The following is a 12,279-nucleotide window of genomic DNA, read 5'->3' on the forward strand; positions in this document are numbered from 1 at the left end:
GCTGTCGCGCAACGTCTGGCGCGGCGCGGCGCCGGCGGGGTCGCCGGCGCGCCTCGCCTCGATCGTGGAGGCGCTCGACTCGGCGCTGGCCGGCCAGCCCTTCGGGGCCCTGGCGGCGGGCGAGGTGCGGTTCGCGGAGCCGGTGGCGTGACGGTGCCGGAGTTCTCCCGCCCGGTTCGGCTCGGACTGGAGCCTCGCGAGCTGCGGCTCGAGGCCGAGGCGGGCGAGCGTGCAGCCCTGGCGCGGCGTTTCGGCATCCTCGCCATCCATGCGCTGCTGGCCGAGTTACGCCTGGTGCCCGAGCCGGGCGGGTCGGTACGGGCACGGGGACGCCTCTGGGCCGAGGTCGAGCAAACCTGCGTCGTGACCCTCGAGCCGGTCCGCCAGGCCGTCTCGGAACCGCTCGACCTCCGCATCCTGGGGGAGGGAGAGGAGCCGGCCGACGACGAGCCGGACAGCCCCGACGAGATCGAGAGCGCGGGCGGCGTGGTGGATCTGGGCGAGGCGGTGGCCGAGCAGCTGGCGCTTGCCCTCGATCCCTACCCCAGGGCGGAGGGCGCCGCGCTGCCTGACCTCGACCCTGCGGCGCCCGAGCCGGAGCCGGCGCGGCGGCCGAATCCGTTCGCCAAGCTTGCCAAGCTCCGCGAAGGATGATCTGACCCGCCCCCGCGCGCAGGCCTACCGCTTGCGGTGCCCGGGGGCCGGTGGTAATCCGCGCGGCTCACTTGACCCTGCAGTTTCGTTGATCCGGAGAGGCTCGGCGCCATGGCCGTCCCCAAGAAGAAGGTTTCGCCGTCCCGCCGTGGGATGCGCCGGAGCCACCACGCGCTGACCTCGTCGGCGCATCATGAATGCTCCAATTGCGGCGAGCTGAAGCGCCCGCACCACGTCTGCTCGCATTGCGGGCATTATGACGGGCGCGAGGTCGTGGCCGCCGAGAAGGCGAGCGGCGTCGTCCGCACCTGACGCGCCCCGCGGCGGGTCTGGTCGCGTGGGGATGACGATCATGCACGGTGTCGCCCGTGGCTGACGGCGTGGTGCCGGCCGGTCCGGCCTTCTCGCTGGCCGTGGACGCCATGGGCGGCGACCATGCGCCGGAGGCGATCCTCGACGGGTTGGAACTCGCCGCCGAGCGCCATCCGCATGCGCGCTTCCTGCTGGTCGGCGACGAGGCGCGCCTCGGCGCCCTCCTCGCGTTGCGCAAGCGCGCCGCCAAGGCCTGCAGCCTGCGGCATGCCCCGGAGACGATCTCGGGCGACATGAAGCCGACGGCGGCGCTGCGCATCCGCGGCTCCTCCATGCGCGTCGCGATCGATGCCGTCGCGGCCGGCGAGGCCGCGGGCGTCGTCTCCGCCGGCAACACCGGCGCCCTGATGGCGCTCGCCAAGATCGTGGTGAAGACGCTGCCGGAGATCGATCGGCCGGCCCTCGCGGCCATCGGCCCCTCGGCCCGCGGCGACGTGGTCATGCTCGACCTCGGCGCCAACGTGCAGTGCGATGCGCGGAACCTCGTCGAGTTCGCCGTGATGGGCGACGCTTTCGCCCGCTCCGTCCTCGGCCTGACCCAGCCCAGCATCGGGCTGCTGAATGTCGGGTCGGAGGAGCTGAAGGGCGACGAGCGCGTGCGCCAGGCCGCCGAGACGCTCCGCGACAGCGCCTTCGGCAACAATTTCCGCGGCTTCGTCGAGGGCCACGACATCGCCGCCGGCACGGTCGACGTCATCGTCACCGACGGCTTCACCGGCAACGTCGCGCTGAAGACCGGGGAAGGGGCGCTCAAGCTGATGCGCGACCTGCTCCGCCAAGTCTTCACCAGTTCCATCCCCGCCCGCATCGGCTACCTGCTCGCGCGCCCGGCGCTCGACCGGCTGCGCGAATGGATGGACCCCCGCCGCTACAACGGGGCGGTGCTGATCGGGCTCAACGGTGTCGTGGTGAAGAGCCATGGCGGTGCCGACGCGCTCGGCTTCGCCCACGCCGTGGATGTCGCCATGGACATGGTGACGCATCGCTTCAACGACCGCATCCGCGAGGGGCTCGCCCGCCTCGCCGAGACCGCGCCGCCGACCCCGGCGCGCTGAGGACCGCCATGACCGCCGCGTTTCGCTCCGTCATCGCCGGGACCGGCGGCTACCTGCCGGAGCGGTCGCTCTCCAACGCCGAGCTCGCGGCCTGGAAAGGCATCGAGACCTCCGACGCCTGGATCATCGAGCGCACCGGCATCCGCCGCCGCCATATCGCGGCCGAGGGCGAGACCGCGTCCTCGATGGGCGCCGCGGCAGCGCTCGCCGCCCTTGCCGAGGCCGGTGCGAGCCCGGCCGAGGTGGATGCGGTGATCGTCGCCACCGCGACCCCCGACAGCGCCTTCCCCTCCACCGCCGCCCGCATCCAGGGCCGCATCGGCGCGACGCGCGGCTTCGCCTTCGACGTCGCCGCCGCCTGCACCGGCTTCGTCTATGCCCTCAGCATCGCCGACGCGATGATGCGCGCCGGCCAGGCGCGCGGCGTGCTGGTGATCGGCACCGAGATCTATTCGCGCATCCTGGACTGGACCGACCGCGGCACCTGCGTGCTGTTCGGCGACGGGGCCGGGGCGGTGTTCCTGCGCGCCGTCCCGACGGCCGAGGCCGGCGGGCGCGGCCTGCTCTCCACCCACCTGCACGCCGATGGCAGCCATGCCGACATCCTGGTCGTGGATGGCGGGGCCGGATCGACGGGCGGCACCGGCGTGGTCCGCATGTCCGGCCGCGAGGTGTTCAAGCACGCCGTGACCAAGCTCGCGGCCGTCGTGGACGAGGCGCTGGCGGCGAACGGCCTCGGCCATGGCGACGTCGCCTGGCTGGTGCCCCACCAGGCCAATCTCCGCATCATCGAGGCGATGGGCAAGAAGCTCCACTTGCCGCTCGACCGGGTCGTGGTCACCGTGGACCGTCACGCGAACACCTCCGCCGCCTCGATCCCCCTCGCGCTGGCCGAGGCGCGGCGCGACGGCCGCATCCGGTCCGGCGACCTCGTGCTGATGGAGGCGATCGGCGGCGGGCTGACCTGGGGTGCGGCCCTGGCGCGCTTCTGAGCGCGAGATTTGCCGCAATCCCAAGGCGTTCGGCGGCTCGGCTGAGGTTCGGCGGGAGCTCGCCGAGCACCCTGCGGAAACAACCGGTTGACGGCCCCGACGCAGGCGGGTTTTCTTGCAGCTTGAAAGGGTTGCGGCTTGCCGCTCCGGCGCGATTTCGCGCTCCGGAAGCCCTTGGGAGCCGTCCGTCATGCCAGGGCCGCGATGAAGACGATCACCCGCGCCGACCTCGCGGAGGCCATCTACACCCAGGTCGGCCTCTCGCGGAACGAGAGCGCCGCCCTGCTCGAGACCGTGCTGGAACGCATGTCCGCCGCGCTGGAGGCGGGCGAGGCGGTGAAGATCTCCGCCTTCGGATCCTTTGTCGTGCGCCAGAAGGGCAAGCGTGTCGGGCGCAACCCGAAGACCGGCATCGAGGTTCCGATCCTGCCCCGCAAGGTGCTGTCCTTCCGTCCCTCCCAGGTGCTGAAGGCACGGCTCAATCCCGGCATGCGGCTGGTGCCGGACGACGACGCATGACCGCCGATCCGGGCTCGGAGGAGGCGGATGTCGGCCGCCCGCGCCCGCGCAAGGCGCCGACCGCCTTCCGCACGATCAGCGAGGTGGCCGACGAACTTCAGATCCCGCAGCATGTCCTGCGCTTCTGGGAGTCCAAGTTTCCCCAGCTCAAGCCGCTGAAGCGCGGCGGCGGCCGGCGCTACTACCGGCCCGAGGATATCGGCCTGCTCCGGAAAATCTCCGACCTGCTCTACACCCAGGGCTACACCATCAAGGGCGTCCAGCGGCTGCTGCGCGACGGCGGGCTCGAGGAGGCGGAACTGCCGCTCGGCGAGCCCGAGCGGGACGACGGCGACCCGGCGCTCGCGGCGCTGCGCGAGGCGCTCGACACGCTGGAACGGCTCTCCCACGAGCTCCGCGCGCTCGTGCACCGGAACTAGCGCCGGATCCGGACGGCGTTATCGCCGGAGAGCCGACTGGGGTGCGGCGATCCGGGCCTGCCGGCCAACACCTGACGGAGCGCCGCCACGGCCCGCGTCCCCTCGACCCTGTGCCGGCTGACGGCCGCGGAGCGCGCCGCGGGGCCGGCACGCAGCGCTCCGGCCGCAACGATCACGCCCGGGCGCTGACACGGGCGGCCCCAGCCGGTAAGGCGCCACGCGAGGCGGCATGGAGGCGTGGTTGGACCCTGGCATCGTGGCGGAACTGCGCGCGCGTCACGCCGAGCCGCATCGCGCGTGGCACGGCTGGGACCGGGTCGCGGCCATGCTGGCGGAGGCCGAGGACCTCGCGCACGCCGTGGCGGTGCCGTCGGCCTTCGTGCTGGCGGTCCTGTTCCACACGGCGGTGTTCGATCGTCGCCGCGCCGATGGGCCGCAGGCCAGCGCGGCGCTGATGCGCAGCCTGGCGGGCGGCACGCCGCAGCCGGTGCTGGAGCGGGCGGAGGCGCTGATCCTCGCCCTCGGCCGGCAGGAACTGCCCGACACGCAGGACGCCTCGCTCCGCGGCGACGCGGCGCTGCTGCTCGACCTCGACCACGCGGCGCTCGGCGACCCGCCCGACCGCTTCGCCGCCTACGAGGCCGCCTTCCGCCGCGAATACGCCCACCTCTCCGACGACACCTACGCGGCCGGGCGCGCCGCCGCGCTCGAGATGCTGCTCTGGCGCGAGAGAGTGTTCCTGACCGACCGTTTCTACCTGGAGCGCGAGAAGGCGGCGCGCCGGAACATCGCCGGGGCGATCGCGCGGCTGCGCGGGGAGGAGGCAAGGCCCACGCGCACCGCGCGGCGCCGCGGCGCGTGACCGGGTGCCGCGGCCAGGGCCCCGCCCAGGGGCTAGGCGCGCTCCGCGCCCCGGTGCTATCCAGCCGCCCGTCGGAGCGTAGCGCAGCCTGGTAGCGCATCAGTCTGGGGGACTGGGGGTCGTGGGTTCAAATCCCGCCGCTCCGACCATCCTGCCCCGCCACCCCCGCCAGCGTCCTTCCCTCGTCGCGGCACGGCGGGCATCACCGCGGGACGCTGCGGCGATGCCGCGACACCTGCTCCCATGGGATCGTGCCGGAATACCGGGGGGAAGCCCGCGAGCAGCGGCCCGGCCGCGTGCCGCTTCGAGGCGCGCGGCCGCATGGCGGCCCGCAAGGCGCTCCGCGAGAACAGGGAGGGAAAGGATGAGCAGCGCGGCCGATCTGGTGGACGTGCCCTATGCGGTGGACATGCTGGTGCGGTTCCTCGCGATCGACAGCGTGACCGGGGAGGAAGCGGCCATCGCCGCCGCCGTCACCGACGAGCTGAAGAAGGCGGGCGTGCCCGCCTCCGCCATCCGCCACGACACGGTGCATCAGCGCATCCCGGTGCCGACGCAGGTTGGCAACCTGATCGTGGACCTGCCCGGCACGCGGCCGGGACCCCGCCTGCTCTTCTCCACCCATCTCGACACCGTGCCGCTCTGCCGCGGCGCCAAGCCGCGGATCGAGGGCGACCGCATCGTCTCGGACGGCACCACCGCGCTCGGCGGCGACAACGGCACGGGCTGCGCGGTGCTGGTGGCGCTCGCGCGCACGCTGCTGCAGCACAATTTGCCGCACCCGCCGATCACGCTGCTCTTCACCGTCCGCGAGGAAAGCGGCCTGCATGGCGCGCGGGAGCTGGACGCGAAGGATCTCGGCGGCGCGGTCATGGGCTTCAACGTGGACAGCACCCATGCCGCGCTGCTGACGGTCGGCGCGGTCGGCCAGACCAACTGGGAGGTCGAGGTCACCGGCAAGGCCGCGCATGCCGGCGCCGCGCCGGAGAAGGGCATCTCCGCCACGCTCGTTGCCTCGCTCGCGCTGGCGGAAGCGCATCGGGGGGGATGGTTCGGCAAGGTCGTGCAGAAGGACGGCGAGGGGTCGAGCAATGCCGGCGTCTTCGGCGGCAAGGACGGCAAGGCCGCCGGCGATGCGACCAACGTGGTCACCGACTATGTCCGCATCCTGGGCGAGGCGCGGAGCCTCGACGCCGCCTTCGCCGCCCGCATCGCCGACGCCTACCGCGCCGCCTTCGACAAGGCGCAGGCCGAGATCACGGACGAGGCTGGCGACCGGGCCAAGGTCAGCTTCACCGCGAAGACCGCCTATCCGCCCTTCGAGCTCGCCTCCGACTCGCCGGCCATCGCCCATGCGAAGCGCGCCGCCGCCTCGCTCGGGCTCGAGCCCAAGGTGGTCCTGTCCAAGGGCGGGCTCGATGCGAACTGGCTGGCCGGGCAGCACGGCGTGCCCACCGTGACCTTCGGCGCCGGCCAGGCGGAGATCCACACCGTGAAGGAATACGTGGACATCCCCGAATTCGGCCGCGGCTGCCGCATGGCGGTCGCGATCGCGACGCTCGAGGCCTGACCGCAGGCCTGCGCGGGCGCGATCCGGCCAGCCGGATCGCGCCGCGTCGCGCGGCCTACAGGGTGAATGCCACGCCCTTCTCCGGCACCACCACCTTCGCCTCGGCGCCCTTCATGTGCGCGAGGAAGGCGTCGGGCGTCGCGGCCAGCAGGCCGAAGGTGCCGAAGTGGCAGGGGATCGCGGTCTTCACGCTGGGCAGGAAGCGCCGCACTGCGAGCGCCGCGCGACGGCCGTCCATGGTGAAGCGGTCGCCCACCGGCACGATCGCGACCGACGGCCGGTGCAACTCGTCGATCAGCGCCATGTCGGAGAACACCTCGGTGTCGCCCATGTGATAGACGGTCGGCTGCGACGTATCCTTCGGCGTCACCACGATGCCGTGCGGCAGGCCGAGGTCGTGGGTGATGCCGTTCTCGTCCATCGTCGCGGAGGAATGGAAGGCGACGGTCAGCGTGACGGTGAACTCGCCCTGGTCCGTCGTGCCGCCCGAATTCATCGGGTCCATTGCCGTCAGGCCCTTCTTCGCGAGCCACATGCAGATCTCGTAGTTGGCGACGAGCTTGGCGCCGGTCCGCTGGCAGATCGCCAGCGCGTCGCCGACATGGTCGGCATGGCCATGCGTGACCAGCACATGCGTCGCCCCGGCCGCGGTCGCGACCGGGTCGCCGCCGAAGACCGGGTTCCCGGTCAGGAAGGGATCGATCATCACGACCGAGGAGCCGAACTCGAGCCGATAGGCGGAGTGGCCGAACCAGGTGAGCTTCATGCGACGGTCTCCCGAAAGGTGGCCGCAGTGTTAGACCGATCGCTGCAAGCGGTGAATGCCCGCGCGCTCAGCCGTGCAGCGCCCGCCAGACCTTCTCGGCGGTGGCCGGCAGCTCGACAGCGCGCCCGCCCAGCGCGTCCGCCACCGCATTGGCGACCGCCGCCGCCGCGCCGTTGGTCGGCAACTCGCCCACGCCCTTGATGCCGAGCGCGTTGTTGGGCGTCGGCACGCCTTCGAGCACATGGCGGAAGGGCGGCAGGTCCTCGGCGCGCGGCATGGCGTAGTCCATCAGGGTGGCCGAGAGCAGCTGGCCGTCGGCGTCGTAATGCGCCGCCTCCATCAGCGCGCCGCCGATCCCCGCCGCGAAGCCGCCATGCAGCTGCCCGGCGAGCAGCATCGGGTTGACGACCGTGCCCGCATCCACCGCGCAGGCGAAACGGTCGAGTGTCACCGCGCCGGTCTCCGGATCGATCTCCACCTCGGCGACGGCGACGCCGGCAGGCCAGCTGACGACCGTCGTGTCGAACTCCGCGCGCCCCTCGATGGCGCCGCTTCGTGCTGCCACTTCGAACAGGCCAATGCGGCGGTCGGTGCCGGCGATCGCATAGGCGCCGTCCTGCCATTCGATATCGGCCCGCGCCGCCTCGAGCAGCTCCGCCGCGGCGTCCTTCCCGGCTTCGATCGCGGCCTCCGCCGCGCGCGCCAGCGTGGTGGAGGAGACGATGGTGGAGGAGGACCCGCCCGTGCCGCCGCCGCGTGGGATGGTCGCGCTGTCGCCCTGCAGGATCCGCACACGATCCGGCGTGGTGCCGAAGGCGGCCGCGACGACCTGCGCGAAGGCCGTCGCATGGCCCTGGCCCTGGCTCTGCGTGCCGGTGCGCGCCTCGATCGTGCCGTCGGGCAGCACCTGGATGATCGAGGTCTCGTCGCCCCAGCCGCCCGAGCCATGCAGGTGGCACGACAGCCCGTGTCCGCGCAGCCGGCCGCGCCGGACCGACGCCGCCCGCCGCAGCGGGAAGCCCGCCGTGTCCCCTTCGCGCAGCGCGGCCTCGAGCAGCCCGCCGTAATCCCCGCTGTCGTAGACGTAGCCGAGCGGCGTCCGGTGCGGGAATGCGCGCACCAGGTTGATCTGCCGCAGCGCCGCCGGGCCGCGTCCCGTCTCGCGCGCCGCCTGGTCCACCGCGGCTTCGAGCAGCGCGAAGGTCTCGGGCTTCCCCGCGCCGCGCACCGCATCCACCGGCACCGTGTTCGTGAAGGCGCAGCGCATGGCGATGCAGGCGGCCGGGATGTCGTAGAGGCCCGTCAGCACCTTCGCCATGCCGCCCGTCGGGATGGTCGGGTTCACCGGCGAGACCCAGGCGCCGAAATTCGCCACGGCCTCGACCTTCACCGCGGTGAATCGCCCCTCCGCATCCAGCGCGAGCGACAACTCCGCGAGCAGGTCGCGCGCATGGGTGTCGGCCAAGTGGTGCTCCGTCCGCTCCTGCACCCAGAGCACCGGCCGCCGCAGCTGCCAGGCCGCGAGGCAGGCCAGCGCCTGTTCCGGATAGGGCGGCAGCTTGGGCCCGAAGCCGCCGCCGACGTCCTGCGTCACCACGCGCAGCCGCTCGCGCGGCCAGCGCAGGATCTCCGACAGCGTCCGGTGCAGCACATGCACGCCCTGCGACGGCGTGGTGAGCGTGACGACCTCGCCCTCGACCTCGGCCAACGCGGCGCGAGGTTCGATATAGCCCGCCAGGATGCGCGGATGCCGCGCCGAGACGCGCGTGACATGCGCCGCGGCGGCGAAGGCGCGCTCCACCGCCTCCGCATCGCCCTTCCGCCAGTCGCAGACGAGGTTGCCGGGCGCGTCCTCGTGCAGCAGCGGCGCACCGGGCGCGAGCGCGTCCTCGGGCAGCACCACGGCGGGCAGGGGCTCGTAATCCACCTCGATCGCCTCCGCCGCGTCGCGCGCGGCGGCCAGCGTGTCGGCCACCACCATGGCCACGATCTCGCCGACATGCCGCACGCGATCGGGGTTGATCGGCAGGCGCGGCGGCTCGGCATGTCGGCGGCCAGCCGCGTCGTGGATCTCCGTGAGTGTCGGGATGGGGCCGAGACCGGCGGCGGCCGTCTCGGCGGCGGTGATCACGGCTGCGACACCGGGCATGGCGCGCGCGGCGCCCGCCTCCACCCGAAGCAGCCGCGCATGGGCGTGCGGCGAGCGCAGGAACACGGCGTGCAGCGCCCCCGGTGGCGCCAGGTCGGCGGCGTAGCGCCCGCCGCCCGTGAGCAGGCGCGGATCCTCGAGGCGCCGAAGCGGCGCGCCGAGGCCAGGAAGGACGTCGAAGGCCATGCGGGACAGGTTAGCCCGCGCCTTGCCCGCCGCCGAGCACATGCTCGCGTCCCTCTGGGCTGGCAGCGCCGCGGCGTGGCGCTGAAGCGTGATCCGGCCCGGGGCTGCTTCGCCGCTCCGGCGGTGCCACCGTCGCGGACCGGGCACAGGGCCGGATCGAGGGAGGGGCGGATGCCAGCCGTTTCGGAACAGCGTCTGTTCGACGCGCTCGCCACGATCAGCCGCGCCTGCGGGGAGGGCGGCGTGGCGGCCGCGTCGGATTCGGACCTCGCAGGCCTTGCCGCCCTGGACGAGGCGACGCGCGATGTGCTCGGCGAAGCGGCGCTCGCGGTCGCCTATGGCGCCTTCGCCGCCCGGGGCGGGACCGACGGGATCATGCACAGCCTGGTCGCCGCGCTCGGGCTCATGGCGGTCGCCGCCGGGGAGGAGCCCGATCCGCCGGCGGAGATCCTCGGCGTCGGCGCCGAGGACGCCCGCGTCGAAGCGGAACTCGACCGTGCGGGAGAGGCGCTGGACCGCGAATTCGGCCGCGATGCCGATGGTGCCGCGATGACCGCCGCGCTGGAGGCCCGCATCCTCGGCAATGCCATCCTGCTCGGCGGCTGCACCCTGGCCGAAGGCGACGTCGGCCCGGCCGCGGTGCGGCTGCGGGCTGCCCGCGCCCTTGTGCGGCTGGCGGCCGGGCTGGTGGCGATGAACGCGACGGGCGACGCCGCGGCCGGCGCACCCACGCGCCCGGCGGAGGACTGACCCGACCCGTCGCCGCTGGACCCGGCGACGGGGCGCGTGCTCCGCTCGACCCGATGGCGCCACGCGACGGCACGGGGGGAAGGGACGAGCCGCTGCGGGGGATCCCGCTGCTGCTCGCCTCCATCACGCTGTTCTCCATCTCGGACGCCATGGCCAAGCTGCTCGGCCAGACGCTGCCGGCGATCGAGGTCGCCTGGCTGCGCTACGCGGCTTTCCTCGTCCTTGCCCTGGCGCCGCTGCTCTGGACCGGCGCCCCGCTGCGCTCCCGCGCGCCCGGGCTGCAGGTGCTGCGCGGGCTCGGCGTGGTCGGCTCGGCCGTCTTCTTCATCATGGCCCTGCAGCACCTGCCGATGGCGGAGGCGACGGCGATCAACTTCGTCACCCCGGTCCTGGTCACGATCCTGTCGGTGCTGGTCCTGCGCGAGCGCGTCGGCTGGCGGCGCTGGAGCGCGATCGCAGTCGGGCTGGTCGGCATGCTGATCATCGTGCGGCCGGGCAGCGAGGTCTTCTCGCCCGCCGCGCTGCTCCCGGTCGGCTCCTCGGCCTGCTGGGCGATGGCGGTCATCGTGACGCGGCGGATGGGGCAGGGGACGGCGGGCGCGATGCAGGGCGACAGCCCGGCCACGACGCTCGCCTGGACCGCGATGACCGGCTTCGTCGTGCTGACGCTGCTCCTGCCCGCCGCGCTGCTCTGGCGCGGGCCGGGCGGGCTCGTCGTGCCCGGGCCTTGGGAACTCGGGCTCGGCCTGCTCATCGGCCTCGTCTCCTCGGCGGCGCAATGGCTTGTCGTGCTCGCCTACCGTGCGGCGCCGGCCTCCGTCCTCGCGCCCTTCAGCTACACGCAGCTGCTGACCTCGGGCCTCCTCGGCTTCCTGGTCTTCGCCGCGGTGCCCGATCGCTGGACGCTGCTGGGTGCGGCCATCATCGCCGGGAGCGGCCTCTACACCGCCCATCGCGAGCGCGTGCGCGCCCGCGCCGGGCGCGGCTGACCGGCCCGGCAGGGGAACCAACCCTGCCGCGCCCGCGCTTCCCTCGCACGGGCCGACGGGGCCCGGGATGGGAGGACCCCGCGTGTCGGCGACGGAAGCGCGGCGCCGCGTCGCCTCGCCGCTGCGTCTCCTGGAGCTGATCGGCGCGCCGCCGCGGCGCGGCGTGCAGGTGGCGCTCGCCGCCGGCTCCCTGGCGCTCGGCGTCCTGATCGAGACCTTCGGGCGCCGCAGCTGGTCGCACGCGACCGTCCGCGACGAGTTCCGGCGCGAGCTGCGCCTCGCGATCCGTGGCGGGCTGCTCACCGTCCTCGTCACCGCCGTCATCGTCGGCCTCGGCGCCGTGTTCCAGGCGCTGTCCTGGCTCGCCTATGTCGGCCAGGAGGGGCTGAGCGGTCGCATCCTCGTCAACACGCTGCTGCGCGAGATCACGCCGGCGCTGGTCGGGCTGATCCTGCTCGGCCGCAGCGGCACCGTGACGGTGGTGGAGTTCGGCTCCATCAAGTCCACCGGCCAGCTCCGCCTGCTCGAGGCGCAGGGCATCGATCCCTTCACCCTGCTGGTCCTGCCGCGCGTCGCCGCGCTGGCCGTCGCGGGCTTCACGCTCGGCATCGTGTTCCTGCTCACGGCGCTCGCCAGCGGCTGGCTCGCGGCCGAATGGCTCGGCCTGCTGCGCGCCGGGCTGGTCGGCTTCGCGGACAACATCGTCGATGCGACGGAACGCCGCGACTTCGGCCTCTTCGCCGCCAAGATGACGCTGATCGGCGCGCTCGTGGCGCTCACCTCGGCGATCACCGGCATGTCCGCGACGGCGCGCGACACGCCCTCCTTCCTGCTGCCGCGCGGCTTCGTGCGCGGTCTGCTCGCCGTGCTGCTGGCCAGCGTGCTGCTGACGGTCGCGGTGACATGAGCGTGCTGGAGATCCGGGCCGCGCGCCCCGCGGCGCAGGAGGAAAGCCCGATCACGGCGCCCGTCACGCTGCGCGTGGCGGCGGGCGAG

At 73.5% G+C, this 12,279-nt stretch carries 13 protein-coding genes and 1 tRNA gene; 12 read left to right on the forward strand and 2 right to left on the reverse strand.

Annotated elements, in window-relative coordinates:
- Positions 1-147 precede the first annotated feature (147 nt).
- The 9 genes from L2I40_RS10170 to L2I40_RS10210 all read left to right on the forward strand — a co-directional run bounded on the left by L2I40_RS10170 (position 148) and on the right by L2I40_RS10210 (position 6,443).
- Positions 148-654, forward strand: coding sequence for a YceD family protein (locus tag L2I40_RS10170; RefSeq protein WP_237214794.1), 507 nt, complete (start codon positions 148-150; stop codon positions 652-654).
- Positions 655-765: 111 nt separating this feature from the next.
- Positions 766-966: a 50S ribosomal protein L32 gene (gene rpmF / locus L2I40_RS10175; protein WP_237214795.1), complete on the forward strand. Its 201-nt coding sequence runs from the start codon at positions 766-768 to the stop codon at positions 964-966.
- Between the two features lie 47 nt (positions 967-1,013).
- Entirely contained in the window at positions 1,014-2,081 is a 1,068-nt protein-coding gene (gene plsX / locus L2I40_RS10180) for a phosphate acyltransferase PlsX (RefSeq protein WP_372491041.1), read from the forward strand.
- Positions 2,082-2,089: 8 nt separating this feature from the next.
- Positions 2,090-3,073: a beta-ketoacyl-ACP synthase III gene (locus L2I40_RS10185; protein ID WP_237214796.1), complete on the forward strand. Its 984-nt coding sequence runs from the start codon at positions 2,090-2,092 to the stop codon at positions 3,071-3,073.
- 204 nt (positions 3,074-3,277) lie between these two features.
- Positions 3,278-3,592 carry an integration host factor subunit alpha gene (locus L2I40_RS10190; protein ID WP_237214797.1) on the forward strand — a complete coding sequence of 105 codons (315 nt, stop codon included), beginning with the start codon at positions 3,278-3,280 and terminating at the stop codon, positions 3,590-3,592.
- Positions 3,589-4,011, forward strand: coding sequence for a MerR family transcriptional regulator (locus L2I40_RS10195; protein WP_237214798.1), 423 nt, complete (start codon positions 3,589-3,591; stop codon positions 4,009-4,011). Before L2I40_RS10190 ends, L2I40_RS10195 begins: the two co-directional genes overlap by 4 nt.
- Positions 4,012-4,252: 241 nt before the next feature.
- On the forward strand, positions 4,253-4,873 hold the full coding sequence (locus L2I40_RS10200) for an HD domain-containing protein (protein ID WP_237214799.1): 621 nt from the start codon (positions 4,253-4,255) through the stop codon (positions 4,871-4,873).
- 72 nt (positions 4,874-4,945) lie between these two features.
- A tRNA-Pro gene (locus L2I40_RS10205) sits at positions 4,946-5,022 on the forward strand.
- Between the two features lie 215 nt (positions 5,023-5,237).
- Entirely contained in the window at positions 5,238-6,443 is a 1,206-nt protein-coding gene (locus L2I40_RS10210; RefSeq protein WP_237214800.1) for a M20/M25/M40 family metallo-hydrolase, read from the forward strand.
- A gap of 55 nt (positions 6,444-6,498) precedes the next feature.
- Here the strand turns inward: L2I40_RS10210 and L2I40_RS10215 are convergent, their stop codons facing one another.
- Positions 6,499-7,209, reverse strand: coding sequence for a metal-dependent hydrolase (locus tag L2I40_RS10215; RefSeq protein WP_237214801.1), 711 nt, complete (start codon positions 7,207-7,209; stop codon positions 6,499-6,501).
- 67 nt (positions 7,210-7,276) lie between these two features.
- On the reverse strand, positions 7,277-9,544 hold the full coding sequence (locus L2I40_RS10220; protein ID WP_237214802.1) for a xanthine dehydrogenase family protein molybdopterin-binding subunit: 2,268 nt from the start codon (positions 9,542-9,544) through the stop codon (positions 7,277-7,279).
- Positions 9,545-9,715: 171 nt separating this feature from the next.
- Between L2I40_RS10220 and L2I40_RS10225 the strand changes: the two genes are divergently transcribed.
- From L2I40_RS10225 to L2I40_RS10235, 3 genes are all read left to right on the forward strand, one after another.
- The gene (locus L2I40_RS10225; RefSeq protein ID WP_237214803.1) at positions 9,716-10,294 is read left to right on the forward strand and encodes a hypothetical protein; all 579 of its coding nucleotides are present in this window, start codon (positions 9,716-9,718) and stop codon (positions 10,292-10,294) included.
- A 53-nt stretch (positions 10,295-10,347) separates the two neighbouring features.
- On the forward strand, positions 10,348-11,283 hold the full coding sequence (locus tag L2I40_RS10230; RefSeq protein WP_237214804.1) for a DMT family transporter: 936 nt from the start codon (positions 10,348-10,350) through the stop codon (positions 11,281-11,283).
- A gap of 82 nt (positions 11,284-11,365) precedes the next feature.
- Complete coding sequence (locus L2I40_RS10235; protein ID WP_237214805.1) at positions 11,366-12,190, forward strand: ABC transporter permease; 825 nt, start codon at positions 11,366-11,368, stop codon at positions 12,188-12,190.
- The last annotated feature ends 89 nt before the right edge of the window (positions 12,191-12,279 follow it).

The sequence above is a fragment of the Falsiroseomonas oryziterrae genome (assembly GCF_021864505.1).
GTDB classification, from domain to species: domain Bacteria; phylum Pseudomonadota; class Alphaproteobacteria; order Acetobacterales; family Acetobacteraceae; genus Falsiroseomonas; species Falsiroseomonas oryziterrae.

Bases quoted from the DNA above. Each gene is read 5' to 3' on its own strand.
- rpmF (WP_237214795.1), top strand. From the start codon at position 766: ATGGCCGTCCCCAAGAAGAAGGTTTCGCCGTCCCGCCGTGGGATGCGC.
- L2I40_RS10185 (WP_237214796.1), top strand. From the start codon at position 2,090: ATGACCGCCGCGTTTCGCTCCGTCATCGCCGGGACCGGCGGCTACCTG.
- L2I40_RS10190 (WP_237214797.1), top strand. From the start codon at position 3,278: ATGAAGACGATCACCCGCGCCGACCTCGCGGAGGCCATCTACACCCAG.
- L2I40_RS10195 (WP_237214798.1), top strand. From the start codon at position 3,589: ATGACCGCCGATCCGGGCTCGGAGGAGGCGGATGTCGGCCGCCCGCGC.
- L2I40_RS10210 (WP_237214800.1), top strand. From the start codon at position 5,238: ATGAGCAGCGCGGCCGATCTGGTGGACGTGCCCTATGCGGTGGACATG.
- L2I40_RS10215 (WP_237214801.1), bottom strand. From the start codon at position 7,209: ATGAAGCTCACCTGGTTCGGCCACTCCGCCTATCGGCTCGAGTTCGGC.
- L2I40_RS10220 (WP_237214802.1), bottom strand. From the start codon at position 9,544: ATGGCCTTCGACGTCCTTCCTGGCCTCGGCGCGCCGCTTCGGCGCCTC.
- L2I40_RS10225 (WP_237214803.1), top strand. From the start codon at position 9,716: ATGCCAGCCGTTTCGGAACAGCGTCTGTTCGACGCGCTCGCCACGATC.
- L2I40_RS10230 (WP_237214804.1), top strand. From the start codon at position 10,348: ATGGCGCCACGCGACGGCACGGGGGGAAGGGACGAGCCGCTGCGGGGG.